The 25,425-nt window shown below is 71.3% G+C and carries 20 protein-coding genes; 11 read left to right on the forward strand and 9 right to left on the reverse strand.

What is annotated here, in order from left to right; genetic code table 11:
- The first annotated feature begins 107 nt into the window (after positions 1-107).
- Entirely contained in the window at positions 108-1,742 is a 1,635-nt protein-coding gene (locus M4V62_RS24420; protein WP_249589360.1) for a DHA2 family efflux MFS transporter permease subunit, read from the forward strand.
- Here M4V62_RS24420 and M4V62_RS24425 read toward each other — a convergent pair.
- The 3 genes from M4V62_RS24425 to M4V62_RS24435 all read right to left on the reverse strand — a co-directional run bounded on the left by M4V62_RS24425 (position 1,715) and on the right by M4V62_RS24435 (position 5,926).
- Positions 1,715-3,628 carry a helix-turn-helix domain-containing protein gene (locus M4V62_RS24425; RefSeq protein WP_249589361.1) on the reverse strand — a complete coding sequence of 638 codons (1,914 nt, stop codon included), beginning with the start codon at positions 3,626-3,628 and terminating at the stop codon, positions 1,715-1,717. The two genes, M4V62_RS24420 and M4V62_RS24425, sit on opposite strands and share 28 nt — an antisense overlap.
- A 35-nt stretch (positions 3,629-3,663) precedes the next feature.
- Positions 3,664-5,058, reverse strand: coding sequence for an MFS transporter (locus tag M4V62_RS24430; RefSeq protein ID WP_249589362.1), 1,395 nt, complete (start codon positions 5,056-5,058; stop codon positions 3,664-3,666).
- A 61-nt stretch (positions 5,059-5,119) separates the two neighbouring features.
- Positions 5,120-5,926: a 3-hydroxybutyrate dehydrogenase gene (locus M4V62_RS24435; RefSeq protein WP_249589363.1), complete on the reverse strand. Its 807-nt coding sequence runs from the start codon at positions 5,924-5,926 to the stop codon at positions 5,120-5,122.
- A gap of 358 nt (positions 5,927-6,284) precedes the next feature.
- Here M4V62_RS24435 and rho point away from each other — a divergent pair, with 358 nt between their 5' ends.
- On the forward strand, positions 6,285-7,469 hold the full coding sequence (gene rho / locus M4V62_RS24440; protein ID WP_249589364.1) for a transcription termination factor Rho: 1,185 nt from the start codon (positions 6,285-6,287) through the stop codon (positions 7,467-7,469).
- Between the two features lie 9 nt (positions 7,470-7,478).
- Here the strand turns inward: rho and M4V62_RS24445 are convergent, their stop codons facing one another.
- Positions 7,479-8,762: a M6 family metalloprotease domain-containing protein gene (locus M4V62_RS24445; RefSeq protein WP_249589365.1), complete on the reverse strand. Its 1,284-nt coding sequence runs from the start codon at positions 8,760-8,762 to the stop codon at positions 7,479-7,481.
- A 322-nt stretch (positions 8,763-9,084) separates the two neighbouring features.
- On the opposite strand from M4V62_RS24445, the gene M4V62_RS24450 reads away from it, so the two are divergent.
- Together M4V62_RS24450 and M4V62_RS24455 are read left to right on the forward strand one after the other, a co-directional pair.
- Positions 9,085-9,741: a TetR/AcrR family transcriptional regulator gene (locus tag M4V62_RS24450; RefSeq protein WP_249589366.1), complete on the forward strand. Its 657-nt coding sequence runs from the start codon at positions 9,085-9,087 to the stop codon at positions 9,739-9,741.
- Between the two features lie 134 nt (positions 9,742-9,875).
- The gene (locus M4V62_RS24455; RefSeq protein ID WP_249589367.1) at positions 9,876-11,390 is read left to right on the forward strand and encodes an MFS transporter; all 1,515 of its coding nucleotides are present in this window, start codon (positions 9,876-9,878) and stop codon (positions 11,388-11,390) included.
- Between the two features lie 22 nt (positions 11,391-11,412).
- On the opposite strand, the gene M4V62_RS24460 is transcribed toward M4V62_RS24455, so the two are convergent.
- Positions 11,413-11,928: a MarR family winged helix-turn-helix transcriptional regulator gene (locus tag M4V62_RS24460; RefSeq protein WP_249589368.1), complete on the reverse strand. Its 516-nt coding sequence runs from the start codon at positions 11,926-11,928 to the stop codon at positions 11,413-11,415.
- Between the two features lie 119 nt (positions 11,929-12,047).
- Between M4V62_RS24460 and M4V62_RS24465 the strand changes: the two genes are divergently transcribed.
- Entirely contained in the window at positions 12,048-12,830 is a 783-nt protein-coding gene (locus M4V62_RS24465) for a dioxygenase family protein (RefSeq protein WP_249589369.1), read from the forward strand.
- 9 nt (positions 12,831-12,839) lie between these two features.
- Here the strand turns inward: M4V62_RS24465 and M4V62_RS24470 are convergent, their stop codons facing one another.
- Positions 12,840-13,868, reverse strand: coding sequence for a questin oxidase family protein (locus M4V62_RS24470; RefSeq protein WP_249589370.1), 1,029 nt, complete (start codon positions 13,866-13,868; stop codon positions 12,840-12,842).
- Between the two features lie 117 nt (positions 13,869-13,985).
- On the reverse strand, positions 13,986-14,516 hold the full coding sequence (locus tag M4V62_RS24475) for a GNAT family N-acetyltransferase (protein WP_249589371.1): 531 nt from the start codon (positions 14,514-14,516) through the stop codon (positions 13,986-13,988).
- 184 nt (positions 14,517-14,700) lie between these two features.
- Here M4V62_RS24475 and M4V62_RS24480 point away from each other — a divergent pair, with 184 nt between their 5' ends.
- Positions 14,701-15,708 carry a sigma-70 family RNA polymerase sigma factor gene (locus tag M4V62_RS24480; RefSeq protein WP_249589372.1) on the forward strand — a complete coding sequence of 336 codons (1,008 nt, stop codon included), beginning with the start codon at positions 14,701-14,703 and terminating at the stop codon, positions 15,706-15,708.
- An 835-nt stretch (positions 15,709-16,543) separates the two neighbouring features.
- On the opposite strand, the gene M4V62_RS24485 is transcribed toward M4V62_RS24480, so the two are convergent.
- Positions 16,544-17,542 carry a helix-turn-helix transcriptional regulator gene (locus tag M4V62_RS24485; protein ID WP_249589373.1) on the reverse strand — a complete coding sequence of 333 codons (999 nt, stop codon included), beginning with the start codon at positions 17,540-17,542 and terminating at the stop codon, positions 16,544-16,546.
- A gap of 62 nt (positions 17,543-17,604) precedes the next feature.
- Here M4V62_RS24485 and M4V62_RS24490 point away from each other — a divergent pair, with 62 nt between their 5' ends.
- Positions 17,605-19,146 carry an MFS transporter gene (locus tag M4V62_RS24490; RefSeq protein WP_249589374.1) on the forward strand — a complete coding sequence of 514 codons (1,542 nt, stop codon included), beginning with the start codon at positions 17,605-17,607 and terminating at the stop codon, positions 19,144-19,146.
- 58 nt (positions 19,147-19,204) lie between these two features.
- Here M4V62_RS24490 and M4V62_RS24495 read toward each other — a convergent pair whose 3' ends face one another.
- Entirely contained in the window at positions 19,205-20,476 is a 1,272-nt protein-coding gene (locus M4V62_RS24495; protein WP_249589375.1) for an extracellular solute-binding protein, read from the reverse strand.
- Between the two features lie 128 nt (positions 20,477-20,604).
- Here M4V62_RS24495 and M4V62_RS24500 point away from each other — a divergent pair, with 128 nt between their 5' ends.
- From M4V62_RS24500 to M4V62_RS24515, 4 genes are all read left to right on the forward strand, one after another.
- On the forward strand, positions 20,605-21,264 hold the full coding sequence (locus tag M4V62_RS24500; protein WP_249589376.1) for a TetR/AcrR family transcriptional regulator: 660 nt from the start codon (positions 20,605-20,607) through the stop codon (positions 21,262-21,264).
- Between the two features lie 129 nt (positions 21,265-21,393).
- Entirely contained in the window at positions 21,394-22,155 is a 762-nt protein-coding gene (locus tag M4V62_RS24505) for a DeoR/GlpR family DNA-binding transcription regulator (RefSeq protein ID WP_249589377.1), read from the forward strand.
- 83 nt (positions 22,156-22,238) lie between these two features.
- Positions 22,239-23,186 carry a 1-phosphofructokinase gene (gene pfkB / locus M4V62_RS24510; protein ID WP_249592969.1) on the forward strand — a complete coding sequence of 316 codons (948 nt, stop codon included), beginning with the start codon at positions 22,239-22,241 and terminating at the stop codon, positions 23,184-23,186.
- A 142-nt stretch (positions 23,187-23,328) separates the two neighbouring features.
- Positions 23,329-25,341 (forward strand): PTS fructose transporter subunit IIABC, encoded by a 2,013-nt coding sequence (locus tag M4V62_RS24515; RefSeq protein ID WP_249589378.1) that lies wholly within the window; start codon positions 23,329-23,331, stop codon positions 25,339-25,341.
- Positions 25,342-25,425: the final 84 nt, after the last annotated feature.

A 25,425-nucleotide genomic window follows, 5' to 3' on the forward strand; every position in this document is an offset into this window, starting at 1 on the left:
GCCCGCCCTCTCTCGTCCCTCTGCCTGCCCGTACCAGTGCTTTGACAACTTACCGGCCCGACATTACCTTCACCGTGGAATTACTTCACCATGGAGGTATCAACGAGATGCGTGACCCGTCCCCCACCGCTCCCCCCGCCCGCCGATGGCTCGGCCTCATCGCCATCGCGCTCGGCGTCGCCCTGATCGTGGTCGACACCACGATCGTCAACGTGATCGTCCCCTCGGTCATCGAGGACCTGGACGCGAGCTCCGGCCAGGCGCAGTGGATCCAGGAGTCGTACGCGATCGTCTTCGCGGCGCTGCTCCTGCTGACCGGGCGCCTCGCGGACATCTTCGGCGCCCGCCGGATCTTCGTCGCGGGTGTCGTCGTCTTCGGGGCGACCAGCGTGCTCGCCGGGCTCGCGCCCGGCAGCGGCCTGCTGATCCTGGCCCGCTTCCTTCAGGGCGCGGGCGCCGCGATGATCCTGCCGACCTCGCTCTCCCTGCTGAACGCGACCTTCACCGGCAAGGCGCGCGGCCAGGCCTTCGCCATCTGGGGCTCGACCATCGGCGCCGCCGCCGCGCTCGGCCCGCTGCTCGGCGGCTGGCTGGCCGAACACGTCTCGTGGCGCTGGGCGTTCGGCATCAACGTGCCGCTGTCCGTCCTCGTCGCCGCCGGTGTGCTGCTCTACATGGCTCCCTCGCCGCGGACCAAGGGGCGGCTGGACGTGGCCGGTGCGGTGCTCTCCGCGGTGGGGCTCGGGCTGCTCGCCTTCGGGCTCGTCGAAGGGCGTACGTACGGCTGGATCGTCAGCATCGAGCCGCTGGACGTTCTCGGGGTCAGCTGGGCGAGCGGTCCCTCGCCCGTGCTCGTCGCCCTCGTGCTCTCCGCGGGCACGCTCTTCGCGTTCATCCGGCGGCAGATCGCCCTCAGCCGGGGCGATGACTCCGCACGGGTCCTGATGGACGTACGGCTGTTCTCCATCGCCTCCTTCCGCAACGGCAACATCGCGACCCTGATCATCGGCCTCGGAGAGTTCGGCATCGTCGCGGTGCTCCCGCTGTGGCTCCAGTTCACCCTCGGCTACAGCGCCCTGGAGGCCGGGCTCGCCCTCGTGCCCATCGCCATCGGCAGCTTCGTCGCGACCGGTGCGAGCTTCCCGCTGGCCGCCAAGGTCCCGGCGCTCGGGCAGGTGCGCATCGGGCTCGCGCTGGAGGTCGTCGGGCTCGCGGGGGTCGGGTTCATCGCCGCGCCGGACAGCTCCTGGTGGACGGTGGCGCTGATGCTCTTCCTGTACGGAATCGGCGTCGGGTTCGCCACCGCGCAGGTCACCAACGTGGTCCTCGCCGAGGTGCCGCACGAGAGCGCGGGGCAGGGCTCCGGCATTCAGAGCGCCTTCCGCCAGCTCGGTTCCGCGCTCGGGATCGCCGCCCTGACCACCGTCTTCTTCACCACCCTCAGCACGAATCTGCGGGAGCGGCTGAGCGATGCCGGACTGCCGGGCGGGCAGGCGGACCGGCTCACAGGCGCCGTCACCGACAGCGCGGGCGCCGCCATCGGGCCCCTCGCGGAGCGCCCGGAGACCGCGTCCGTCGCCGACGCGGCACGCTCGGCGATGACCGACGGGGTCGCGCTCGGCGGCTATGTCGCCGCGGGCTTCGTCGTCCTCGGGCTCGTCGCCACCTTCCTCGTCCCGGCCGCCACCGCCACCGGCGAGGAGGCCACCGAGGATCAGGGCGACGCGGTCGCCCGGGTGTAGGCGTGCAGGCGCAGGGCGAGCTGGATCTCCAGGGAGCGCTCCGGGGACTGCCAGTCGGCGCCGAGCAAGTGGCCGATCCGGTCGAGGCGTTGGACCACGGTGTTCACATGGACGTGGAGCGATTCCTTCGCCTTGGACTGGCTCGTCCCGCAGGCGAAGTAGGCCCGCAGGGTGTGGACAAGCTCCGTGCCGCGCTTGGTGTCGTAGTCCAGGACCGGGCCCAGCGTGCGGCGCACGTACGCGTCGAGGTTCGTGTCGTCGCCGAGGAGTACGCCGAGGAAGCCGAGGTCGGGCAGGTCCGCGCCCTGGCCGGTGTGGCCGAGCGCGCGCAGGGCGGAGAGGCAGCGCAGTGCCTCGGCGTGCGCCTGGGCGAGGGCTTCGGGGCCGGTGGCGGGGCCCGCGGCGCCGACCGTGACCGGGGCTCCTGCGGCCTGGGTGAGCTCGGCGGCGAGCGTGCGGGCGCGGGAGCCGGTGTCGTCGGCCGGGAGCACCAGGACCACGTGCTCGTGGTGCAGGCCCGAAAGGCCCTGGCGGGTGCGGGCGGCGCGGGCGGCCGACGAGAGCAGGAGCCGACGGGACGCCGCCTCGCTGTGGGCGACGAACACCGAGTGGGGCAGGGCCAGATCGACGTCAAGGCGGCGGGCGCGCGCGGCGAGGCGGCCCGGGGTGCCGGAGAGGGAGAGCAGGTCGCCGAGGAGTTCGCCGCGTACGCGGTCCTCGGCCTCGGCGGCCGAGCGGCGCAGGAGCAGGAGCAGCGCGGTGACGACCCCGGCGCGCTCGAAGAGCCGGCGGTCGGCCTCGCCGAGGTCGGCCCGGCCGGTGAGGGCGATGCTGCCCAGGAGCTCCGGGCCCGCGAGGACCGCGCACACCCAGGTGCCCTCCAGGGGGACGGCCCGGCCGCTGGCGCGCGATGCGGCGACGGCCTTGGCCGGGGGCGTGCGGGGGTCGGCGTCGACGCGGGCGAGTTCGGTGCCGTCCGCGTCGTGGATGAGGGTGCCGCCGCGCAGGAGCGCGCCGATGGCGGTGGCGACCTCCGTGAAGTCCCCGCCGCGCAGCACGAGATCGGTCAGGCGGTCGTGCGCGTCCTCGGCCCGGAGCATGGCCTCGCTGTGCGCGCGGATGGTCCGCGACGCCTCGTTCAGGTCGACGAGCGCGGCCCGGGTCTCCTCCATGCGGCGAGCGCTGTCGATGGCGATCGCCGCGTGGTCGGCGAGCGAGGAGAGCAGCGCGCCCTCGTCCGGCGTGAAGGCGCGGGCGGTGCGGTCGGCGGCGTACAGGACCCCGATGACGTGCGTGCCCTGCCGCAGCGGCACGCCGAGGATGGCGTGCAGGCCCTCTTCCAGTACGGCGCTGTCGATGGTGAGGGTGTGCTGGAAGCGGGGGTCTACCTCGTAGTCCCCGGTGGCGTACGGACGGGCGGTCTGGGCGACGAGGCCGCCGAGCCCCTCGCCCATGCCGAGGCGCAGATTCTGGAACGCGGCGGAGACCGAGCCGTCCGTCACGCGCATGTAGGTGTCACCCGCCGCCGGGTCGTTGAGGGAGAGGTACGCGACGTCCGTGCGGAGCAGCAGCTTGGCCCGGTGCACGATGGCGCGAAGGACCGCGTCCAGGTCGCGCAGGGCCGCGAGGTCGCCCGCGGTGTCGAAGAGCGCGGTGAGCTCGGCCTCCCTGCGCTGGTGCTGGTTCAGGGTGCGGCGCACGCGCAGCGCGGTCTGCGTGGCCTCGTCGATGGCCGTGAGCTCGGCGCCGCTCGCCCCGGCCGCGCGGGCCGCCGCGGCCGGCTCGGCGAACTGCTCGGCCGGCGCGTCCCGGGCGAGCAGGTCGAGCAGCTCGCGCAGGGCGGCGCACGCCTGCTCCCGGTCGGCGGCGTCTGAGGACCTTGGCATACGACGGGTCGCCTCCGGGAGCGGGGTGGTGCGGGTCAGGTCGAGATTGTCGCCGAGGGTGCGGTGGCGGCGGAATCCCCGGGAGCCGCACTCCGCTCGGCGAGCGAGCGGCCCCGGGTCTCCTTGGCCACGAGCACGGTGAGCGTCGTGATCACCACGGTCACGCAGACGTACAGCGCCACCGGTGTCGCGGAGTCGAAGTCCTTGAGCAGCTCGACCGCGATGATCGGCGCGAGTGCGCCGCCGATGATGGACGCGAGCTGCGAGCCCATGGAGGCCCCGGAGTAGCGGACCTTCGTGTCGAACATCTCGGAGATGAAGGCGGCCTGCGGCCCGTACATCGCGCCGTGCAGGAGCAGCCCGACCGTGACCGCCAGGGTGATCACGGCGAAGGACTTGCTGTCGACGAGCGCGAAGAACGCGAACGCCCACGCCGCCATGCCGATCGACCCGATCAGGGTGACGGGCCTGCGGCCGATGCGGTCCGAGAGCGCGCCCCACAGCGGGATCGTCACGAAGTGCACGGCGGAGCCGATGAGTACGGCGTTCAGGGCGGTGCTCTTGGGCAGTTCCAGGTGCACGGTGACGTAGACCAGGACGAAGGCCGTGAGGATGTAGTACGAGACGTTCTCGCCGAGCCGCGTTCCGATGGCGGTCAGGACGCCGCGCCAGTTGTGCCGGAAGACCTCGACGACCGGCGCGTCCTGCGGGGCGGCTTCCCCCGCTGCCTCGGCGGCCCGCGCCTTCGCCTGCGCCTCGAGGAAGAGCGGGGACTCCGAGACCGAGACCCGTATCCACAGGCCGATGATCACGAGCACGCCGGAGAGCAGGAACGGGATGCGCCAGCCCCAGGCGAGGAACGCCTCGTCGGACTGGACGGCGGCCAGGAGCGCCAGGACGCCGGTGGCCAGGAGGTTGCCGCCGGGGGCGCCGGCCTGCGGCCAGGAGGCCCAGAAGCCGCGGTTCTTGTCGTCGCCGTGCTCGGAGACGATCAGGACGGCGCCGCCCCACTCGCCGCCGAGCGCGAAGCCCTGGATCAGGCGCAACACCGTGAGCAGGATCGGGGCGCCGACGCCGAGGGTGGCGTGGGTGGGCAGCAGGCCCATCGCGAAGGTGGCGCCGCCCATCATCATCAGGCTCAGCACCAGGAGCTTCTTGCGGCCGATCTTGTCGCCGTAGTGGCCGAAGACGACGCCGCCCAGGGGCCGTGCGGCGAAGCCGACGGCGTAGGTGAGGAAGGACAGGAGCGTGCCGACCAGGGGGTCGCTGTCGGGGAAGAAGAGAGTGTTGAAGACCAGGGCGGCGGCGGAGCCGTAGAGGAAGAAGTCGTACCACTCGATGGTGGTGCCGATGAGGCTGGCGCTGATGATGCGGGCGATACCTGGCTTGCCCGGGGTCCTGCCCTGGGCACGCGGCGTTGCGGCTGCCATGGCGTGATCCGTTTCTCGATGGGGACGTGTGGTGAATTGGCGCTGGGGGAGCGGGGGTTGTTCAGCCGGCGGTCCAGCCGCCGTCCAGGGGCAGCGACGCCCCGGTGACGAAGCCGCTGTGCGGGCCGCAGAGCCAGAGCGCCGCGGCGGCGATCTCCGCGGGCTCGATCAGCCGCTTGACGGCCGAGCGCCGCAGCAGTACGTCGGTGAGGACCTGCTCGGGGGCGATGCCGTGGGCGGCGGCCTGGGCGCTGATCTGGTCCTCGACCAGGGGCGTGCGGGTGTAGCCGGGGCAGAGGCAGTTGCTGGTGACGCCGTGCTCCGCGCCTTCCAGGGCGGTGACCTTGCTCAGGCCCTCCAGGGCGTGCTTGGCGGCGACGTAGGCGGACTTGAAAGGGCTCGCGCGCAGGCCGTGCACGCTGGAGATGTTCACGACGCGGCCCCAGCCGTGGGCGTACATGTGGGGCAGGGTCCGACGCAGCAGGAGGAACGGCGCGGTGACCATGACCTTCTGGATCAGGTCGAACCGCTCCGGGGGGAACTCCTCGATGGCGGCGACGTGTTGGAGCCCCGCGCTGTTGACGAGGATGTCGGCGCGGGCGGGCAGGGTCTCCACCGCCGCGGGATCGGCGAGGTCCACCGCGTGGGCCTCGCCGTCGATCTCGTCGGCGACGTCCTTGGCCGCGTCGGCGTGCCGGTCCACGACGTGGACGAAGGCGCCGGCCTGCGCCAGGGCCACGGCACACGCCCGGCCGATGCCGCTGGCGCCGCCGGTGACCAGGGCGGTGCGTCCGGTGAGGTCGGTTCCTGCGGGGGCTTCGGCGGGGGGTCCTGCGGGGCCGGCACCGCGGGGAGTGGGGCTCGTCATGGCCGGAAACGTAAGGGTGCGCCGGGCGGGGTTCCCATGTGTGGGGCCCACATAACCGGGGGGCGGGTCATGTGGGTAGTGAGCCGGTCGCGGGTGCGGCCCTGGTGACCCACGTCACCCTCGGCGGTCCCAAAGCTGTGCTACCTTGCGAACAGCACGTGTGTACGCCGCCTTCTGCGGCGCCGGTGCCAATCTTCTTTTCTTCCGCCTCACCGAGGCCCCCGCAGCTCCGAAGCTCCGAGACATTCGTGTTTCTCCGAAGCCCTTTGCTGCAGTTCTTCTCTCCGCCCGACGCACGGGACGTGAACACACCGTCCTGCCGGGCCCCTCATTCGCATGTCCGCGAAAGGACCCCATCATGAGTACCGCAACCATCACCCGGAACAAGACCACCACAGCCACCGAGACCCCCGTCGTCGCCGCATCCGGCATCCTCGACGTGAGTCACAACGCCAACGGCCATCTCCGCACCGGAGACTGCCTCCCCACCCCGAACGACGTACAGGTCCCCTCCACGCTCATCCGCCAACTCGGCCTGCGTGCGGGCGACATGGTCCAGGGCGCCTGCGGCAAGGCCCGCACCCTCACCTCCGTCGAGCGGGTCAACGGACACTCCGCCGAAGCCCTGCGCAGGCGCGCGCGGTTCGGTGACCTCACGCCGCTGCACCCCCGCGAGCGGCTGCGTCTGGAGACGCCGGGTGAAGGCGGCGCCAGTGTCGCGACCCGGCTCATCGACCTCGTAGCCCCCGTCGGCAAGGGCCAGCGCGGCCTGATCGTCGCGCCGCCCCGCACCGGCAAGACCGTTCTGCTCCAGCAGATCGCCGCCGCCGTCAGCGCGAACCACCCCGAGGCGCACCTCATGGTGGTCCTGCTCGACGAACGGCCCGAAGAGGTCACGGACATGAAGCGTTCCGTACGGGGTGAAGTGCTCGCCTCGACCTTCGACCGGCCCGCCAAGCAGCACATCGCCCTGGCCGAACTGGCCGTCGAGCGCGCCAAGCGGCTCACCGAGGAGGGCAAGGACGTCGTCATGCTCTTCGACTCCCTCACCCGGCTCTGCCGCGCGTACAACAACGCGGCGTCCAGTGGCGGCCGCACCCTCTCCGGAGGCGTCGACGCCGCCGCCATCCAGGGCCCCAAGCGCCTCTTCGGCGCCGCGCGGTGCGCGGAGGAGGGCGGGTCCCTGACCATGCTCGCCACCGTGCTCGTGGAGACCGGATCGCGCGCCGACGACTACTACTTCGAGGAGCTCAAGGGCACCGGCAACATGGAGCTCCGCCTCGACCGCGGCATGGCCGAGCGCCGTGTCTTCCCCGCCGTCGACGTCACCCCGTCCGGCACGCGCCGTGACGAACTGCTCGTCCCCGCCGACGAGTTGACCGCCGTACGCGGGCTGCGGCGCGCCCTGCACGGCAGGGACCCGCAGAGCAACCTGGAGGCGATCATCGAACGCCTGCGCAAGACCCCGGGCAACGCCGCCTTCCTGCGCCAGGTGCAGCAGACCGTGCCCGGCGCGGGCTCCTCCAAGGTCAACGGCGGTTGAGCCGCGGCCTCATGGGCGCGTGACGTGCACCCGGTAGCGGCCCTCCGCGTCGATGTCCGTCACCGTGATGCGCACGCCCGTCCTCTTGTCCGTGAAGGTCTCGCCGGGTTCGTAGGTCGCGTCCGAGAGTTCCGCGTGGACGTTCGGCTGGCGCGTGCAGCCGCCGCTGTCCTTCGTGGAGTCGGAGACGGTGACCGGGCCCTGGCCCGTGTCGACCTCCGCGTCCACCCGGTAGATCAGGACACCGGGCTTGCAGACCGCCTCGTCGTTGCCGCCCTGGGTGCGCACCTCGACGGCGTACCCCTTGGTCGTGCTCAGCGGCACGAAGGCGAGCTTGGTGCCGCCGCTCGTCGGCAGCGGGCTCAGCGTGTGCTCGGTGGTGCCCGCGTTCGACGCGCAGCTGATCTGGTCGTCGTCGAGCCAGCCGAGCTTCCACTTGTGCCAGGCAAGCAGGTCGTTGTTGGCGCCCCAGTCCTCGCTCATGATGTCCCAGTGGCCGACCGCGCCGCCGCCCTCCTGCGTGTAGAGGTCGGGCAGGCCGAAGACGTGGCCGTTCTCGTGCGGGAGTACGCGGTAGCCGGTCTCGCGGTAGCTGCCCGAGCCGTCGTCCTGGCGGCTGTAGACGAAGGACGCGTTGGAGACCGGGACGCCGTCCGCCACGGGCGCCTCGGTGTTGCCCGCGAAGGTCACCGAAAGGACCGTGTCGAGCGCGGAAGGGCCCGCGTTCGGCGTGATGAGGATGTTCACCAGGTCGTACTCCCGGAAGTCCACGTCCGGATCGGCCGCCGCCACGATGTCCTGGACCAGATCGCGGTAGCCCGGATCGAAGGGGGCGCCGCGCTCTATCCCGTACTGCTTGAAGCTCTTGGGCATCCGCAGCCAGTCGGTGATCGGCGACTCGGGGCGGTAGTCGAGACGTCCGTAGGAGCTGGTGCGGAACCAGTCCGACGTCTGCGGGAAGAACTCCGAGAGGCGGTCGAGCGCGGTGCCCTCGCCGGGGGCGTCGGAGAAGTCGACCATGAGGTTCAGGGCCCGGACGGTGCCCGTGGAGCGGGAGTAGCCGGCGGGCGTGGGCACGCCCTCCGACATCTGGACGCCCATCGTGCCGTTGATCATGCACGGGCTGAGTGTCGTCGCGCGGGCCAGGGACACGGGGCCCGCCGCCGTGGGGGACTCCTCCATCAGGCGGCCGGTGCTCGCCGATGTGGTGACCGTGAGGGCAAGGACGGCGCACGTGGCGAGTGCCGCGCCACGTCGGGCTGCGCGTATCTGCCTCCAGGTCGGCTGCTGCATGCGTGGGCCTTCCCCTTGCGGCAGCCGCCGGTCCTGGCTGCACCCTTTCGATCACCCTGTGCCGGAGGGTGCGCGGGCGCTCGCTGGGTGCGACCGATCGTGGGTTTCTCGCGCACGGAGGCGTGACGCGGGTCACATGAAGAAAGTCGGGCGGCGGGAAATATCCGGGGACTCTCTCCCCGTTTAGACCTGTGTCCGAGCGAAACGGGGAGTGATTCCCCGCATCGCGCATACGAGGCTCAGGCGACGTCCCGAGGCTCGATCACCACCTTGATCACCAGCTCGATCACCAGCTCGATCACCAAGTTTGAGGAGAGCCGCCGTGGAAACCGCCACCGCTGCACAGCGCCGCACGCCCCGCCCGCGGGCCGACGCCCTGCGCAACCGGGAGCGGATCGTCGCCGCCGCACGCGAGATGTTCGTCGAGTTCGGCCCCGATGTGCCGCTCGACGAGGTCGCGCGCCGGGCCGGCGTCGGCAATGCCACGGTCTACCGGCACTTCGCCGACCGTTCCGAACTGGTCCACCAGGTCGTCCTGCTGGTCACCGACCGCGTCTCGGCACACGCCGAGGAAGCGATCACGGCGGCCGACGCGGACCCGAGTGTCGCGTTCGACGCCCTGCGCCGGTTCGTGCACGCCTCCGCCGACGAGCGGATCGGTGCCCTGTGCCCGATGCTCCAGGCGGCCTTCGACCCCGATCACCCGGATCTGGTCGACGCCCGCGAGCGGCTCGAAGCCGTCGTCGACGGGCTCATGCAACGGGCGCGCGCGGCCGGGCAGCTGCGCACCGACATCGCCGTCGGAGACCTGATGGTCGCCCTCTCCCAGCTCACCAGGCCGCTGCCCGGCACCGCGTGCCTGAACATGGACCGTTTCGTCCACCGCCATCTCCAGCTGTTCCTCGACGGCCTGATGGCGCCGGCCCGCTCCGAGCTGCCGGGGGCGTCGGCGACCTTGGAGGATCTCCGCCAGTCCTGAGCCCGGCCTGACTCGCCCGAATTCGCTCGACTCCACCCGACTTCGCCCGACATCATTCGACTTCGCCGTACGCCGTAGTGCGCGCCTCTTTCCGTCACTTTTTTCACCACACGTATCGCTAGGTGGCTACTCCCATGTCAGAAACAGATCCCAGGCGCTGGAAAGCGCTGATCTTCATCGCGCTCGCGCAGCTGATGGTCGTGCTCGACGCGACCATCGTGAACATCGCGCTGCCCTCCGCCCAGCAGGACCTGGGCATCTCGGACGGCAACCGCCAGTGGGTCATCACGGCCTACGCCCTGGCCTTCGGTGGTCTGCTGCTCTTCGGCGGCCGCATAGCCGACCTCTGGGGCCGCAAGCGCACCTTCGTGACCGGCCTGATCGGCTTCGCCGCGGCCTCCGCCCTCGGCGGCGCCGCGACCGGCGAGGCCATGATGCTGGGCGCCCGCGCCCTCCAGGGTGTGTTCGGCGCGCTGCTCGCGCCCGCCGCCCTCTCGCTGCTCGCCGTGATGTTCACCGATGCCAAGGAACGCGCCAAGGCGTTCGGCATCTACGGTGCGATCGCCGGTGGCGGTGGCGCCGTGGGCCTGATCCTCGGCGGCTTCCTCACCGAGTACCTGAACTGGCGCTGGACGTTCTTCGTGAACATCCCCTTCGCCGTGATCGCCGCGCTCGGTGCCTACTTCGTCATCCGTGAGCCGTCCGGCGCCCGCAACCGCTCGCCGCTCGACATCCCCGGCGTGGTCCTCTCCACCCTCGGTCTGGTCTCCCTCGTCTACGGCTTCACGCGCGCCGAGTCGGCCGGCTGGTCGGACTCCCTGACGATCGGCATGTTCGTCGCGTCGGCCGTGCTGCTCGCCGCGTTCGTCCTCACCGAGGCCAAGGTCAAGTCGCCGCTGCTTCCGCTGCGCGTCCTGACCGAGCGCAACCGCGGTGGCGTCTACCTGTCGCTCGGCCTCGCGATCATCGCGATGTTCGGCCTGTTCCTGTTCCTCACGTACTACCTCCAGATCGTCCAGGGCTACTCGCCGGTGAAGACCGGCTTCGCGTTCCTGCCGATGATCGTCGGCATGATCACGGGCTCCACGCAGATCGGCGCCCGCCTGATGACCCGCGTCCCGCCGCGGCTCCTGATGGGTCCGGGCTTCGTGCTCGCGGCCGTCGGCATGCTGCTCCTGACGCAGCTGGAGGTCGGTTCCTCGTACGCCGGTCTGATCATGCCCGCGCAGCTGATGCTGGGCCTCGGCATGGGTACGGCGTTCATGCCCGCCATGTCCCTTGCCACGCACGGTGTCGAGCCGCGTGACTCCGGTGTCGCCTCCGCGATGGTCAACACCTCGCAGCAGGTCGGCGGCGCCATCGGCACCGCTCTCCTGAACACCATCGCCGCCTCCGCCACGACCTCGTACATCGCCTCGCACGCCGCGGGCGCGACGACCCCGGCCGCGCAGAAGCTGATGCAGGCCGAGGCCATGGTCGAGGGCTACACCAGCGCCATCTGGTGGGCCGTGGGCATCCTGGCGGCCGCCGCCGCGATCGCCTTCGCGCTCATCAACACCGGCGCCCAGGGCGGCTCTCCCGCCGCCTCGGGCTCGGGTGACACCGAGGGTGTCGAGGACGAGATCCGGATCCCGGTGGTCGCGCACTGACCCGGTTGTTCCACAGGGAGGCCTAGCGGAGCCAGGGCAGGTCCGCCCCCGCCTCCTTCGGCTGAAGTCCCTCGGCGACGATCACCATGATCTCGCCGAGGGACTTCTGCTGTTGCGGGCTGAGCCGGTCGAAGAGGGCCTGGCGCACGGCGGTGACATGGCCGGGCGCGGTGCGGCGCAGGACCTCGTACCCGTCGTCGGTGAGGATCGCGAACTGGCCGCGCTTGTCGGAGGGGCAGTCCTCGCGGCGCACCCAGCCGTTCTTCTCCAGGCGCGCGATCGCGTGCGAGAGACGGGACCGGGTGATCTTGGTGTTCCTGGCCAGCTCGGTCATGCGCAGGCGCCGCCGCGGGGCGACGGAGAGCTGGACCAGGAGGCCGTAGTAGATGTGCGGCATGCCGGCGTCGCGCTGCAACTGGCGGTCGAGGTGGTCTTCCAGGAGCGTGGTGGCTTGCAGGTACGCGAGCCAGGTGCGCTGTTCGTCGTCGTCGAGCCAGCGCGGTTCCCCGTCGGGGGGAGAAGTGGGTGCCATGTCCATGTACTCCACTGTACGCAGCCCTTCCTTGAAACTTAAACAATGCGGGAGTAGAGTCATTCTTGAGCGAAAGCTTGAGAGTTAAAGTAAATCGTTCTTTGTACGTTCTCGGAGGCGCCGCCATGACCGCAACCCAGGAGCGCATGCCCGCCCTGTACCTCAGCCACGGCGCGCCGCCGCTGGCCGACGACGCGCTCTGGCCCGACCAGCTCCGCGCCTGGTCGGCGGAGCTGCCCCGGCCCAAGGCCGTCCTCATGGTCTCCGCCCACTGGGAGGAGGCCCCGCTCGCGCTCGGCGCGACACGGACGATGCCGCTGGTGTACGACTTCTGGGGCTTCCCCGAGCACTACTACCAGGTCACGTACGCCGCTCCGGGCGCCCCTCAACTGGCTGATTCCGTACGCAAATTGCTGCGCGGGGCAGGTACGCCGGTGCAGGACATCCCGGATCGCGGGCTCGACCACGGAGCGTACGTCCCGCTCGTCGAGATGTATCCGGACGCGGACGTCCCCGTCCTCCAGATCTCCCTGCCGACCCTCGACCCCGCGAGCCTGATGGACATCGGCCGCAAGCTGGCGCCGCTGCGGGACGAGGGCGTGCTGATCGTCGGCAGCGGCTTCTTCACGCACAATCTGGCGGCGCTGCGCCAGGGCGGTACGCCGTCGTGGTCGGTGGAGTTCGACGCGTGGGGGCACGAGGCGCTCGACGCGGGCGACGTGGACGGTCTCCTCGACTTCCTGCACAAGTCTCCGGCGGGCGAGCTGGCCCATCCGCGCACGGAGCACTTCGCGCCCCTGTTCGTGCCCCTGGGGGCCGCCGAGGCCTCGGGGGACCTAGGCGGTCAGCGGAGTGTGATCGACGGGTTCTGGATGGGGCTCGCCAAGAGGTCGGTGCAGTTCGGCTGAGCCGGGGAGTCAGGCCAGCGGCTCGCTGATCTCGATCGCTCGCAGGGCCGCCGTCAGGGCCCGCTCGTCGCCCACGTCCAGTGCCGTGTCGGTGAACTTGATGACGTGCTCGTCGCCGTGCGCCAGGGCCCGCTCGAAGACCTCCTCGGGGGCGAAGGTGCCGGGCGCCGTGTACGCGACCGGGGCATCAGGGGCGTACATCGAGGTCACGGCGGCCGACGCCGTCCACGCCGCGTGCAGGCTCGGCGCCCACAGGGTGCGGGGCAGCGCGGGCAGGGCGCGCAGCACGGCGTTGGGTGCGGTCGACGCGTGCACCAGCATCGTCTCCTCGCCGTGGCCGTGCGTGGCGTACCGGTGGGTGGCCGCGCGCACCAGCTCGGTGAGCCCGCGGTGCGCCTCGTCCGGGTCGCTCACGCCGGCCGCCCACGCGGGCAGGCCCACGACCCGGCCGAGCCTGGCGGGGAAGCTGCCCTCTGCCCTGTCCGGGATCGGCTCGACGGCGTCCAGGGCGGCGGCTGCCGTGCCCGCGCTCAGGGGCAGGAGCTCGACGCCGGTGACGGGGTGGTGGCGGGCGGCCCAGTAGCCGAGGCCGTGGGCCAGTTCCGCGAGGCGGGGTTCGGTCTCATCCCCTCTCAGGAGCGTGCGCACCGCGTGGCCCACGCGGATCACCGGGTGGGTGGAGCCGCCGTACATCCCCGGAAGCAGGAGCGGCCACCAGGCGGCGAGGACGTCGCGCCACGGGCGTTCGCCGATCTCCCGGCCGAAGTACGCGATCCAGTCCGCGGCGCGGCGCGGATCGCCGAGAGCCTCGCGCCAGGTGTCGCCGGTGATTGTCTCGACCGAGCTCGGGTACTCCTCCAACTTCGGCGCGTACAGCTCGAGCCAGCGGTGGACCGCACCGGAGCGGCCGTGCGCGGCGAGCGCCTCGACGGCCATCGGCGCGTGGTTGGTGAGCCGTCCGAGCCGCTCGGGGCCCGATGCGTGCAGGCGCTGGAGGGCTTCGTCGAGGGTGCCTGAGGTGTCGGCTGTGGCGTCCATGCGGGCACGCTAAGGCGGGTGCGCGCGGGGCGTAACGGCCTTGCGGCCTAGGCCGTGTCCTAGGCCGCGCCCTAGGTCAGGGCTTAGGACGGACCTGGTCAGGACCTAAGACCCGGGTCAGGGCCGGGCGCCCAGGGGACGCTCGTACCAGGCGACGTCCCAGTAGCGGCCGAACTTGCGGCCCACCTCGCGGTACGTGCCGACATGCCGGAAGCCGAAACGTTCGTGGAGGCGCTCCGACGCGTCGTTCGGCTGGGCGATCCCGGCGTAGGCGCGGTGCAGGTCCTCGCCCTCCAGGGCCTCGAAGAGCGCCTTGTAGAGCAGGGTGCCGATGCCACGGCCCGCGGCATCGGCGGCGCAGTAGACGCTGACTTCCACAGAAGTGGCGTACGCGGGCTTCGTTCGGAAAGGACTACTGGTGGCGTATCCGAGGATCAGGCCGGAATCCCGCTCCTGGGCAACCAAGAGGCGGTGGGGGCCGTCTTCAGGATGGGAGAGCAGCCAAGGGCGGCGCTCTTCCGGCAGGAAGACGGCCGTGTCGAATGTGATCGCCGTCTCACGTACGTAGTGGTTGTAGATGTCGGTCAGGGCTGCGAGATCAGCCTCCGCGCCCGGCCTGACCTGCACCTCTGTACGTTCCGACGGCATCTGGCCTCCCCTTGTGGCGGCACAGGGTACTGCAACGTCAGGAAAATAGATGCACGGCTTGGGAATTCTGTCCGGATTCCAGTCGTTGTTTCCATCGGAAGCAGGGCACCCGGAAGGGTGTGGTTTCCACCACAGAGGCCCGTGAAAAGGGCCGACCAGGACCTCCACACGCAAGGGAGCACGCATGGCAACCCGTGCCGTCGCCCGTCGTAAGTCCGCCACCTCCGGCGAGACCGACGCGGCACGCAGTGTTCGCGCCGTAGGCGGGGAGATCGCCGACCGCGACCTGGTCGGCATGTACCTCGACGAGATCGCGCGTACGCCGCTGCTCGACGCCGCCAAGGAAGTCGAGCTGTCCCAGATCATCGAGGCCGGTGTGTACGCCCGGAAGATAATCGACGGCGAGGTCGAGAGCTCCGGCGCGGGCGCGAAGGCGTCCCGCGAGGAGCTGGAGGCGCTGGTCGCCGACGGCGAGCGGGCCAAGGACGTCTTCATCCGGTCGAACCTCCGCCTCGTCGTGGCCGTGGCGCGCCGCTATCCGCGCAGTGGTCTGCCGCTGCTCGACCTGATCCAGGAGGGGAACGCGGGCCTGGTCCGCGCGGTCGAGAAGTTCGACTACGCCAAGGGCTTCAAGTTCTCCACGTACGCCACGTGGTGGATCCGTCAGGCCATCACGCGCTCCATAGCCGACCAGTCCCGCACCATCCGGCTGCCCGTCCACCTGGTGGAGGAGCTGGGGCGGATCCGCCGGGTCATGCGCGAGTTCAACCGCAAGCACGGGCGCGACCCGGAGCCGGAAGAGGTCGCCGCCGAGCTGGACTCCACGCCGGCGCGTGTGACGGACGTCCTGGACTGGGCGCGCGACCCGGTCTCACTGAACATGGGCGTGGACGACAACGGAGACACGCAATTCGGTGACCTCCTTGAGGACACCTCCGCGGTCTCGCCCGAGCAGTCCGTCCTGACGCTGCTGCGCAGCGAGGAACTGGACGACCTGATCGGCCGCCTCGACCAGCGCACGGCCTCCATCATCAAGATGCGGTACGGCATCGAGGACGGCCGCGAGCGGACCCTTACGGAGGTCGGCAAGCAGCATGGGCTGACGCGGGAGCGGATCCGCCAGATCGAGAAGCACGCGCTTCTGGAGCTGAAGAAGCTGGCTCGGGACACGGGCTTCGACGCGGCGGCCTGAGCGGCCCGCGAAGCCGTCCATCAGCTGAGCCCCGGTGCCATCCCCCCCCGGCACCGGGGCTCTTTTCTGTCTCCGTGGGTCCTCGTGCGGGGCAGAGGGCTCTGTTCCGTGCGGGTCTTGTCGAACCTGCGGGCCGGTGGAACCTGTCCCGCGCTCCGCGCGGACGTCTCCCACCCACCCACCCGCTCACCCCGAGTCCTCCCCGCCCACCTGCGCGCTCACCCGGGGTCTTCCGCGCCCGCCTGCGCGCTCACCCGGGGTCTTCCCCGCCCGCCTGCGCGATCACCCGGGGTCCTCTCCGCCCGCCTGCGCGATCACCGTGAGTTCTCCCGCCTGCCCAGCCGATCCCCCCGGGTCTTCCCCGCCCACCTGCGCGATCACCCTGGGTCCTCCCCGCCCACCCACCCGATCACCGCGAGTACTCCCGCCCACCCCACCCGACTGCCACGGGTCCTCCCCGCCCTCCTGCGCGATCACCTGGGGTCCTCCCCGCCCACCTGCGCGATCACCCCGGGTCTTCCCCGCCCACCCACCCGATCACCGCGAGTACTCCCGCCCACCCCACCCGACTGCCACGGGTCCTCCCCGCCCTCCTGCGCGATCACCTGGGGTCTTCCCCGCCCACCCACCCGATCACCGCGAGTTCTCCCGCCCACCCCCCGACTGCCCCGGGTCCTCCCCGTCCGCCCAGCCGATTCGCCCCGGAGTAATGGGTGGGTGGGTGGGGAAGATCCGCGCGAAGCGCGGTACAGGGCTCGCCCCCCGCGGCCCGCAGGGCGTTATGTCGCGCCGCAGTGGCGGAACCCGCATCGGACGGGGGCCGGCAGCCCCCGGTTCACGCCCCCGATGCCCGGGTCAGGCGGGAGCCGAGGTCACGTAGAGAAGACACCAGCTCCGGGGGGCCGTGGGCCACGAAATCGCAGCCCGTCATGGCGAGGCGTACCGCCAGCCAGTCCACCGCATCCGTCACCGTGGCCCGCACACGGCAACTCGTGGCCGTCAGGGGCTCCGGCGCCCCCAGCGCCGGGAGCCTCGTCGCGACGGTCTCCGCGGACTCCGCGAACGTCACGTCGATCGCGTACGAAGGCTGGCCCCGCCACATCGACCGGCGGATGTACTCCGCCGCGTCCCCCGTCGGAAGCTCCCGCGGCACGAAGCGCGCCCCGGTCGCGAACGGGGACGACACCCGGTCCACGCGGAACGTGCGCCAGTCGTCGCGGTCGATGTCGTACGCGACCAGATACCAGCGCCGCCCCGTCGACACGAGCCGGTGCGGCTCCGTGAGCCGGCGGGACTCGGTGCCGTCGCCGGAGCGGTACGCGAAGCGGAGCCGCTCCTGGCCCGCCGCCGCGGATGCCATGACCGTCAGCGTCTCGGGCGCGATGCTGGCCCCGTCCCCGCTGGTCAGCGGGATCGTCGCGATCTGGAGTGTCTGGACCCGGTGGCGCAGGCGCGACGGCAGGACCTGCTCCAGCTTCGCCAGGGCCCGGACCGACGCCTCCTCCACCCCCTCCACCGCGTGGCCCGCCCCCGCCCGCAGCCCCACCGCGATCGCCACCGCCTCCTCGTCGTCCAGGACGAGCGGAGGCATCGCCTTGCCCGCGACCAGGCGGTATCCACCGGTCGCCCCCTGGCTCGCCTGCACCGGATAGCCGAGGTCCCGCAGCCGGTCGATGTCGCGCCGCACCGTACGGCGGCTGACGCCGAGCCGGTCCGACAGTTCCCCGCCCGGCCACTCGCGCGGGGTCTGCAGGAGGGAGAGGAGCTGAAGCAGCCGAGCCGGGGTGTCCGTACCGCCGGACCGTTCCGAGGTCGTGCCGGAAGTCGAAGTCATGTCACACAGGATGCCGCGCATCTAGGACATGTTCTGGCCTATATGGCTTCTAGTCTCCTCTCATGACTTACAGCAGCCCCGCCACGACACCGCCCGGAACGGCCGCCGCAGCCGACCGGCGCCGCTGGCTCGCCCTCGCCATCGTGATGACCGCGGCCTTCATGGACCTCGTCGACGTCACCATCGTCAACATCGCGATCCCGTCCATCCAGGAGGACGCGGGCGCCTCGTACAGCCAGATCCAGTGGATCACCGCGGGCTACGCGCTCGCGTTCGCGGCCGGACTGATCACCGGCGGGCGGCTCGGCGACATCCACGGGCGCAAGCGGATGTTCCTCATAGGCATCGCGGGCTTCACCCTCGCCTCCGCGCTCTGCGGCTTCGCCGCCAACCCGGAGATGCTGGTCGCCTCGCGGATCCTTCAGGGCGCCATGGCCGCGATGATGGTGCCGCAGGTCCTGTCGATCGTGCACGCCACGTTCCCCGCGCACGAGCGGGGCAAGGTCTTCGGGCTCTTCGGGATGATCGTGGGGCTCGGCGCCGTCTCGGGGCCGCTGCTCGGCGCGCTCCTGACCCAGTGGAACCTGTTCGGGCTCGAATGGCGGCCGATCTTCCTCATCAACCTGCCCGTCGGGATCGCGGGACTGATCCTGGGCGCCAAGTTCATCAGTGAGTCCAAGGCCCCCAAGGCCCTCAAGCTCGACCTCGTCGGCGTCGTCCTGGTCACGCTCGGCCTGCTGATGGTGCTCTACCCGCTCACCCGTGGGCGCGAGCTGGACTGGCCGCTGTGGGGTTACGCCATGATGGCGGGCGGGCTCGTCGTCTTCGGCGCGCTCATCGCGTACGAGAAGGCGAAGGCGGCGAAGGACGGTTCGCCGCTCGTGGAGCTGTCCCTGTTCAAGGTGAAGAGCTTCGCCGCGGGCATCGCGGTGCAGACGGTGTTCGGTGTCGCGATGGGCATCTTCTTCCTGGTCTGGACGGTGTACATGCAGACGGGCCTCGGCTGGAGCGCGCTGCGGGCGGGCACCACCGGGGTGCCGTTCTCGATCGCCGTATCGGTGGCGGCCGGCATGTCCGTGCAGAAGCTCGTGCCGCGGTTCGGGCGCAAGGTGCTCCAGGCCGGCGCGCTCGTCATGGCGGCCGGGGTGCTGCTCTACATCTGGGAGGCGGACCGGTACGGCGCGGGCATCGCGTCCTGGCAGATGGCGCTGCCGCTGCTCGTGATGGGCGCCGGGATGGGACTCATCGTCGCGCCGCTGACCGACGCCATCCTCTCCGACGTGCCGCGTGAGCACTCGGGGTCCGCGTCCGGGCTGCTCAACACCGTGCAGCAGATGGGTACGGCGCTGGGGCTCGGCCTGGTCTCCGTGGTGTTCTTCGGCATGATCGACGAGAAGGCGGCGCCGAGCCAGGTGCCCACGGAGATCGTGGGCGCGTTCCAGAACTCGCTGTGGTGGGTCGTCGGCGTGCTCGTCGTCATCTTCCTGCTGATGTTCGCCCTGCCGGGCAAGCCGCGGCAGCACGTCGAGGGTGGCGGCGACGAGGACGCGGTCGCGGATGCGGCCGGTGAACTTCCCGAGCGGGAGGCCGTGTTGACCTCCTGAGCGGGTTCGGGGTGACCCTCTGAGGGGGTCGGACCGGCGGGCGCGGCCCGGGTGGAGCCTAGAGCTCCGCCTGGGCCGCCGCCGTGTCCAGGGCTTCGAGTACGGCGCCGGGGTTGCCGCCCTTCGTGACGGCGGCCCCGATCTCCTTGCGGATGGCGGCCCGCACGGTCGGCCACGAGCGGAGGCTCACCGGCTGGAACTGCGCCTGCGGCATCTGGTCGATGAACTTCCACAGCGGGCGCTGGGCCGCGTCCGCGCGCAGCGCCGACGAGGCGGAGCTGGTGACCGGGAGCGCGGCCTGGCCACCGCCGTACGCCTTCGCCGACTTGCGGCCGTAGAGGTAGCCGAGGAACGTCCCGCACGCGTCGCCGTGGCCGTTCTGCTTGAACGCCATCAGCCAGTCGCTCAGGCCCACGGGAGCCGCGGCCCCGCCCCTGCGCGTGGGGAACGCGGCATGGGCGTAAGGGAACTTGACCTGGTCGGCGGCGCCCATGAGCACGGGGTGCGCGATCAGCATCCCGATGTTGCCGCGCATGAACTGCTCGTACGCGGCCGTCCTGTTGAGCCCCGCCGGGTCCGCGCCCGCGAGGCCCTTCGCCACCAGCTCGTCGCGCAGCCAGGTCAGCGTCCGGACGTTGCTCGCGGTGTGGAAGTCATAGCCGGCCAGGCCCGCGTAGCCGCCTTCGTCCGCGAGCAGCCAGGACAGGGCCTCGTCCTCGGCGGCCTCGGGGCCCAACTGGAGCCCGTACGGCGTTTTCACGCCGATCCCCTTCAGGGCCTGCGCCGCCGAGCGGAGCTCGTCCCAGGAGGTGGGGGCGCCGCTGATGCCGGCCTGCTTGAAGAGGGCCTTGTTGTAGAAGAGGCGCGGGGTGCTGGCGAGGAACGGGATGCCGTACTGGGTGTGCTTGACCGATCCCGCCTCGGCGTACGAGCGGGTGAAGTCGGCCTCGGTGCGGATGTCGAAGAGGTCGGAGGCGCCGTAGAGCTGGTCGTCCTCGGCGTAGGGGGCGAAGACGTTCGACTGTGCGATGTCGGGGGCGTCGCCGTCCTTCACACGGCGGGCGAGCGTCCGGTCGAGCTTGTCGAAGGGGACGCGTTCCAGGGCGATCTTGACGGTGGGGTGCGCCTTCTCGAAGGCGGTGACGAGGCCGTCCCACTGGTCGCCGATGGAAGAGCCGACGCTTTTGTCGTAGCTGGCGACGAGGACTTTGAGGGTGGTGTCGCCGCCGGACGAGCAGGCGCCGAGGGCGGGGCCGAGGCCGAGGGTGAGACCGAGGGCGGAGACGCCGCTGAGGCCGGCGGAGTGGGAAAGGAACTGTCGACGACGCACCGGTGTAGCCACCTTCTCGAACTGCTTGGGCGTATGCACTTGATCTCAACGGTGGCAGATTCTGTCACACAGGCATGTTGTGCCTAGGGAGGGCCCGTCGCTGTGCCGTCTGGCATAACCTGCCTGGCATGCCCGCAAGTTCGCTCAATGCGCCCGATTCGCTCACCGAACGCCGTAAGGCGGAGACGCGGCTGGACATCGCCCGTACCGCGGCCGCGCTCTTCGTCGAGAACGGGCTGAGGGCCACGCGCGCGGAGGACATCGCCCGCGCGGCGGGTGTCGCGCCGCGCACCTTCTACCGCTACTTCGCGACGAAGGAGGAGGCTGTGGCCCCGCTCTTCGCCGCCGGGGCGCAGCAGTGGGCGGAGGCGGTGCGGGGTGCGCCCGCGGGGCTGTCGGTACGGGAGGCGCTGCGGCACGCGGCGTCGAGGGCGCTGGTCCCTGACAGCGATGCCGCGCCGGGGCTCGCGATCGGGGACGCGGAGGCGCTGGAGTGGGTGCGGGCGCTGCTGCGGATGGCGGGGGAGAGCGCGGCGCTCAGGGCGGTGTGGTCGAACGCCTGCCACGCATCGGAGGAGACGCTGCTCTCCGTCCTGACGGAGCGGGAGGGGCGCGGGACGGGGGCGCCTTCGCTGGAGCTGCGGCTCGTGGCGGGGGTGGCCAGTGCGGCGGTGCGGGTGGCGGTGGAGACATGGGCGGCAGGGGACGACCCCGCCGGTGGCGGGGGTGGCCCGGCGGCTCTGGCGGAACACTGCATCGAAACCTTGGAGGGCTTCCGCTGGCCGTAGGGCGCAGTGACGCCGGGACGTAAGTCCGTTTGTGTCTGCCAAAGGTCCGAACGTGTTTACTTTGCCGATATCCAGCCGTAGCCTGCAAGCGAAACAACACGCTCGGGCACCAGGCGGAGGCAAACGGACATGTACGCACCGGAGCGGCAGCAGGAGATCCTGCGGCTCGCACGCGACGGCGGCCGAGTCGACGTCCTGTCGCTCGCCGAGGAGTTCAAGGTCACCGCCGAGACCATCCGGCGCGACCTGAAGGCCCTGGACCGGGCAGGTCTCGTGCGGCGCGTGCACGGTGGTGCCATACCGGCAGGACGCCTCGACTTCGAGCCCGACCTCGCGGAGCGAGAGGGAACGGCCGCCGACGAGAAGGACCGCATCGCCCACGCCGCCCTCGCCGAACTCCCCACCGAAGGCAGCGTCATCCTCGACGCCGGCTCGACCGTCGCCCGCCTAGCCGCCTCACTCCCGCTGGAAGCGACGTTCACCGTCGTCACCCACGGCCTGCCCACCGCGGCCCGCCTCGCCGACCACCCCGGCATCCAGCTCCACCTCATCGGGGGCCGCGTCCGCAGCCGTACGCGCGCCGCCGTCGACGCGTGGGCGCTGCGTGCGTACGGAGAGATCCGCGCCGACGTCCTCTTCGTCGCCGCGAACGGCTTCTCCGCGGAAGCGGGACTCACCACCCCCGACCTCGCCGAAGCCGCCGTCAAGCGCGCGGCGATCGGCGCGGCCCGCCGCGTGGTGCTCCTCGCGGACTCCGCCAAGCACGGCCAGGAGCACTTCGCGCGCTTCGGCGACCTGGCCGACGTGGACCTGCTGATCACCGACACCGGACTCAGCCCCGAGGACGCCACGGCGATCGAGGCCGGCGGCACGGAGGTGATCCGGGCATGAGCGGCGCGGGCACGGACCCGAACGTGGGCAGCAGCAACAGCAGCAACAGCACGCAGGTCAGCAAGGAAACGGTACGTACGCGCATGATCCTCACCGTCACCCCCAACCCCTCCCTCGACCGCACCTACGAGGTCCCCTCGCTGGACCGCGGCGAGGTCATCCGGGCCACCGGCGACCGGATGGACCCGGGCGGCAAGGGCGTCAACGTATCGAGGGCCGTCGCCGCAGCGGGCGCGGAGACACTCGCCGTCCTGCCCCTCGGCGGAGCGCCCGGCGCGCTCGTCGCCCAGCTCCTCGACGAGCAGGGCATCAAGGTCGCCCCGGTTCCGGTCGCGGGCCAGACCCGCTCGAACATCGCGGTCGCCGAGCCCGACGGGACCCTCACCAAGATCAATGCGACGGGGCCCGAACTGACTTCCGTCGAGGCCGAGTTGTTGCTCACGGCCGTGCGGGAGCGGTCCACCGGCGCCGACTGGATCGCCTGCTGCGGCAGCCTGCCGCGCGGGCTCGCTCCCTCCTGGTACGCCGATCTGGTGGCCCGCGCACACGCCGCAGGCGCCCGCATCGCCCTGGACACCTCCGGCCCGGCCCTGCTCGCCGCGCTCGCCGAGCGCCCCGACGTCGTCAAGCCGAACGCGGAGGAACTCGCCGAAGCCGTGGGCCGCCCCCTGGTGACGGTCGGCGACGCGGTCAAGGCGGCGGAGGAACTGCGGGAGTTGGGCGCACGGGCCGTGCTCGCCAGCCTCGGTGCGGACGGCCAGCTGCTCGTGGACGACTCGGGCGCCCACTTCGCCAGCGCACCGGTCGACGCCGTACGCAGCAACGTCGGCGCCGGTGACTCCTCCCTGGCCGGTTTCCTCATCGCGGGCGGCACCGGCGCCACGGCCCTCGCGTCGGCGGTGGCGCACGGCGCGGCAGCGGTCCAGCTCCCCGGCAGCGCGATGCCGACCCCCTCGGACCTCGCGCCCGACGCGGTCACGGTCACCTCGGAGGTCCCGATGGACCGCGTACTGACGGAGCCCGTGTCATGACTCCCCACACGACCCGCAAGGGCCTCAGCTGCACCACCCCAACCCCCGTCTCGACCCCCGTCTCGACCCCCGTCTCAACCCCCGTCTCAACCCCCGTCCCCACCCCCGCCCTCCGGGCGATACGCGTGCGAAGGAGCCCGCGATGAGCGAGATGATCACCGCGGAACTGGTCGACCTCGAAATCGACCGGTCCGCCGGAACCAAGGAAGCGGCGGCCCGTGCCCTCGCCGAGCGCATGGTGGCCCTGGGCCGGGTGACCGATCTGGAGGGCTTCCTCGCCGATGTGGCGGCCCGCGAGGCGCAGATGCCGACCGGCCTCGACGGCGGCATCGGCATCCCGCACTGCCGCAGCGCCCACGTCACCGAGCCGACCCTCGCCTTCGGCCGCTCGGCCGACGGCATCGACTTCGGGGCGCCGGACGGACCCGCCGACCTGATCTTCCTGATCGCCGCGCCTGCCGGTGCCGATGACGCGCACCTGACCATCCTGTCGTCGCTTGCACGGCAGTTGATGGACGAGGAGTTCACCAGCGCGCTGCGGAGTGCTGAGGATGCGGAGGCGGCAACGGACCTGATCCGGGGTAATGGGCGGGCGGGAGGGGAACCCGCCGCGCGCAGCGCGGCGGAAGAACCCACGGACCTGCACCCCGAAGAAGACGACAACCCCCCGGCGGAGCCGTTCCGCATCGTGGCCGTCACGTCCTGCCCGACAGGCATCGCCCACACCTACATGGCCGCCGAGTCCCTCGAAAACGCCGCCCGCGAGGCAGGCGTAGAACTGACGGTCGAGACCCAGGGGTCAGCAGGCTTCACCCGCCTGGACCCGGCGGTCATCGCCGCCGCCGACGGCGTCGTCTTCGCGCACGACGTCCCCGTACGGGACAAGGACCGCTTCGCCGGGAAGCCCACGGTCGACGTGGGCGTCAAGGCAGGAATCAACCGCCCCGCGGAACTCATCGCGGAGGTCCGGGCGAAGGCGGCCCGCGGTGAGATCACCTCGGGGGCCAAGGCGAGCCCGGTGGACGACGCGGGTGAGAGCGGCGACGGCTACGGCACCAAGCTGCGCAAGTGGCTGATGTCCGGCGTCAGTTACATGGTCCCGTTCGTCGCCGCAGGCGGCCTCCTCATCGCACTCGGCTTCGCCATCGGCGGCTGGAAGATCGACAAGGCCCCGTCGGTCGCCGAGCACTTCGTGTGGACGGACACCACCAGCTGGGCCGCGCTCCTCTTCCAGATCGGCGGGCTCGCCTTCGCCTTCCTGGTGCCGGTCCTCGCGGGCTACATCGCGTACGGAATGGCCGACCGGCCAGGACTCGTACCCGGCTTCGTCGGCGGTTCCGTCGCCGTCACCATCAACGCGGGCTTCCTGGGCGGCCTCGCGGCGGGCCTGATCGCGGGCGCGGTCGTCATGGGCATCCAGCGCGTGCGGATCCCGGCGGTCCTGCGCGGCATCATGCCCGTGGTCGTGATCCCGTTGATCTCGTCCGCGATCGTCGGCTTCCTGATGTTCCTCGTCATCGGAAAGCCCATCGCCTCGCTGCAGAGCGCGCTCACCGACTGGCTTGAGGGTCTCTCCGGCGCCAACGCGATCATCCTCGGCGTCATCCTCGGCCTGATGATGTGCTTCGACCTCGGCGGACCGCTGAACAAGGTCGCGTACGCCTTCGCCATCGGCGGCCTCACCCACCCGACCGATGGCAGCCTCAAGGTCATGGCCGCGGTGATGGCGGCCGGCATGGTCCCGCCGCTCGCCATGGCCCTGGCCACCACCGTCCGCGGGCGGCTCTTCACCAAGACCGAGCGCGAGAACGGCAAGGCGGCCTGGTTCCTTGGCGCCTCCTTCATCACGGAGGGCGCGATCCCGTTCGCCGCGGCCGACCCGCTGCGGGTGATCCCCGCGTCGATGGCGGGCGGCGCGGTCACCGGCGCCCTGTCGATGGCCTTCGGCTGCACGCTGCGCGCCCCGCACGGCGGCATCTTCGTGGTGCCGCTCATCGGGCAGCCGCTGCTGTACCTGGTGGCGATCGCCGCCGGTGTCGGCGTCTCGACCGTGGTGGTCATCCTGCTCAAGGGCGGGCGCAGGACGGCGCCTGCCGAGAGCGGCGCCCCGGCCGATGAGGCCGTGACGGAGAAGCCGCTGCCGGCGGCGGTCTGAGCCTGGGCCGCCGGGCTCCATGAGGTTCGGCCCCTATGAGCGGGCCCCATGAGGTTCGGCCCCTATGAGGGGGGTTGTGCGACA

Source organism: Streptomyces durmitorensis (assembly GCF_023498005.1).
Lineage (GTDB): Bacteria > Actinomycetota > Actinomycetes > Streptomycetales > Streptomycetaceae > Streptomyces > Streptomyces durmitorensis.

Excerpts from the sequence above, each read along its gene's own strand:
- M4V62_RS24420 (WP_249589360.1), top strand. The coding sequence starts at position 108 with ATGCGTGACCCGTCCCCCACCGCTCCCCCCGCCCGCCGATGGCTCGGC.
- M4V62_RS24425 (WP_249589361.1), bottom strand. The coding sequence starts at position 3,628 with ATGCCAAGGTCCTCAGACGCCGCCGACCGGGAGCAGGCGTGCGCCGCC.
- M4V62_RS24430 (WP_249589362.1), bottom strand. The coding sequence starts at position 5,058 with ATGGCAGCCGCAACGCCGCGTGCCCAGGGCAGGACCCCGGGCAAGCCA.
- M4V62_RS24435 (WP_249589363.1), bottom strand. The coding sequence starts at position 5,926 with ATGACGAGCCCCACTCCCCGCGGTGCCGGCCCCGCAGGACCCCCCGCC.
- rho (WP_249589364.1), top strand. The coding sequence starts at position 6,285 with ATGAGTACCGCAACCATCACCCGGAACAAGACCACCACAGCCACCGAG.
- M4V62_RS24445 (WP_249589365.1), bottom strand. The coding sequence starts at position 8,762 with ATGCAGCAGCCGACCTGGAGGCAGATACGCGCAGCCCGACGTGGCGCG.
- M4V62_RS24455 (WP_249589367.1), top strand. The coding sequence starts at position 9,876 with ATGTCAGAAACAGATCCCAGGCGCTGGAAAGCGCTGATCTTCATCGCG.
- M4V62_RS24460 (WP_249589368.1), bottom strand. The coding sequence starts at position 11,928 with ATGGACATGGCACCCACTTCTCCCCCCGACGGGGAACCGCGCTGGCTC.
- M4V62_RS24465 (WP_249589369.1), top strand. The coding sequence starts at position 12,048 with ATGACCGCAACCCAGGAGCGCATGCCCGCCCTGTACCTCAGCCACGGC.
- M4V62_RS24470 (WP_249589370.1), bottom strand. The coding sequence starts at position 13,868 with ATGGACGCCACAGCCGACACCTCAGGCACCCTCGACGAAGCCCTCCAG.
- M4V62_RS24475 (WP_249589371.1), bottom strand. The coding sequence starts at position 14,516 with ATGCCGTCGGAACGTACAGAGGTGCAGGTCAGGCCGGGCGCGGAGGCT.
- M4V62_RS24480 (WP_249589372.1), top strand. The coding sequence starts at position 14,701 with ATGGCAACCCGTGCCGTCGCCCGTCGTAAGTCCGCCACCTCCGGCGAG.
- M4V62_RS24485 (WP_249589373.1), bottom strand. The coding sequence starts at position 17,542 with ATGACTTCGACTTCCGGCACGACCTCGGAACGGTCCGGCGGTACGGAC.
- M4V62_RS24490 (WP_249589374.1), top strand. The coding sequence starts at position 17,605 with ATGACTTACAGCAGCCCCGCCACGACACCGCCCGGAACGGCCGCCGCA.
- M4V62_RS24500 (WP_249589376.1), top strand. The coding sequence starts at position 20,605 with ATGCCCGCAAGTTCGCTCAATGCGCCCGATTCGCTCACCGAACGCCGT.
- M4V62_RS24505 (WP_249589377.1), top strand. The coding sequence starts at position 21,394 with ATGTACGCACCGGAGCGGCAGCAGGAGATCCTGCGGCTCGCACGCGAC.
- pfkB (WP_249592969.1), top strand. The coding sequence starts at position 22,239 with ATGATCCTCACCGTCACCCCCAACCCCTCCCTCGACCGCACCTACGAG.
- M4V62_RS24515 (WP_249589378.1), top strand. The coding sequence starts at position 23,329 with ATGAGCGAGATGATCACCGCGGAACTGGTCGACCTCGAAATCGACCGG.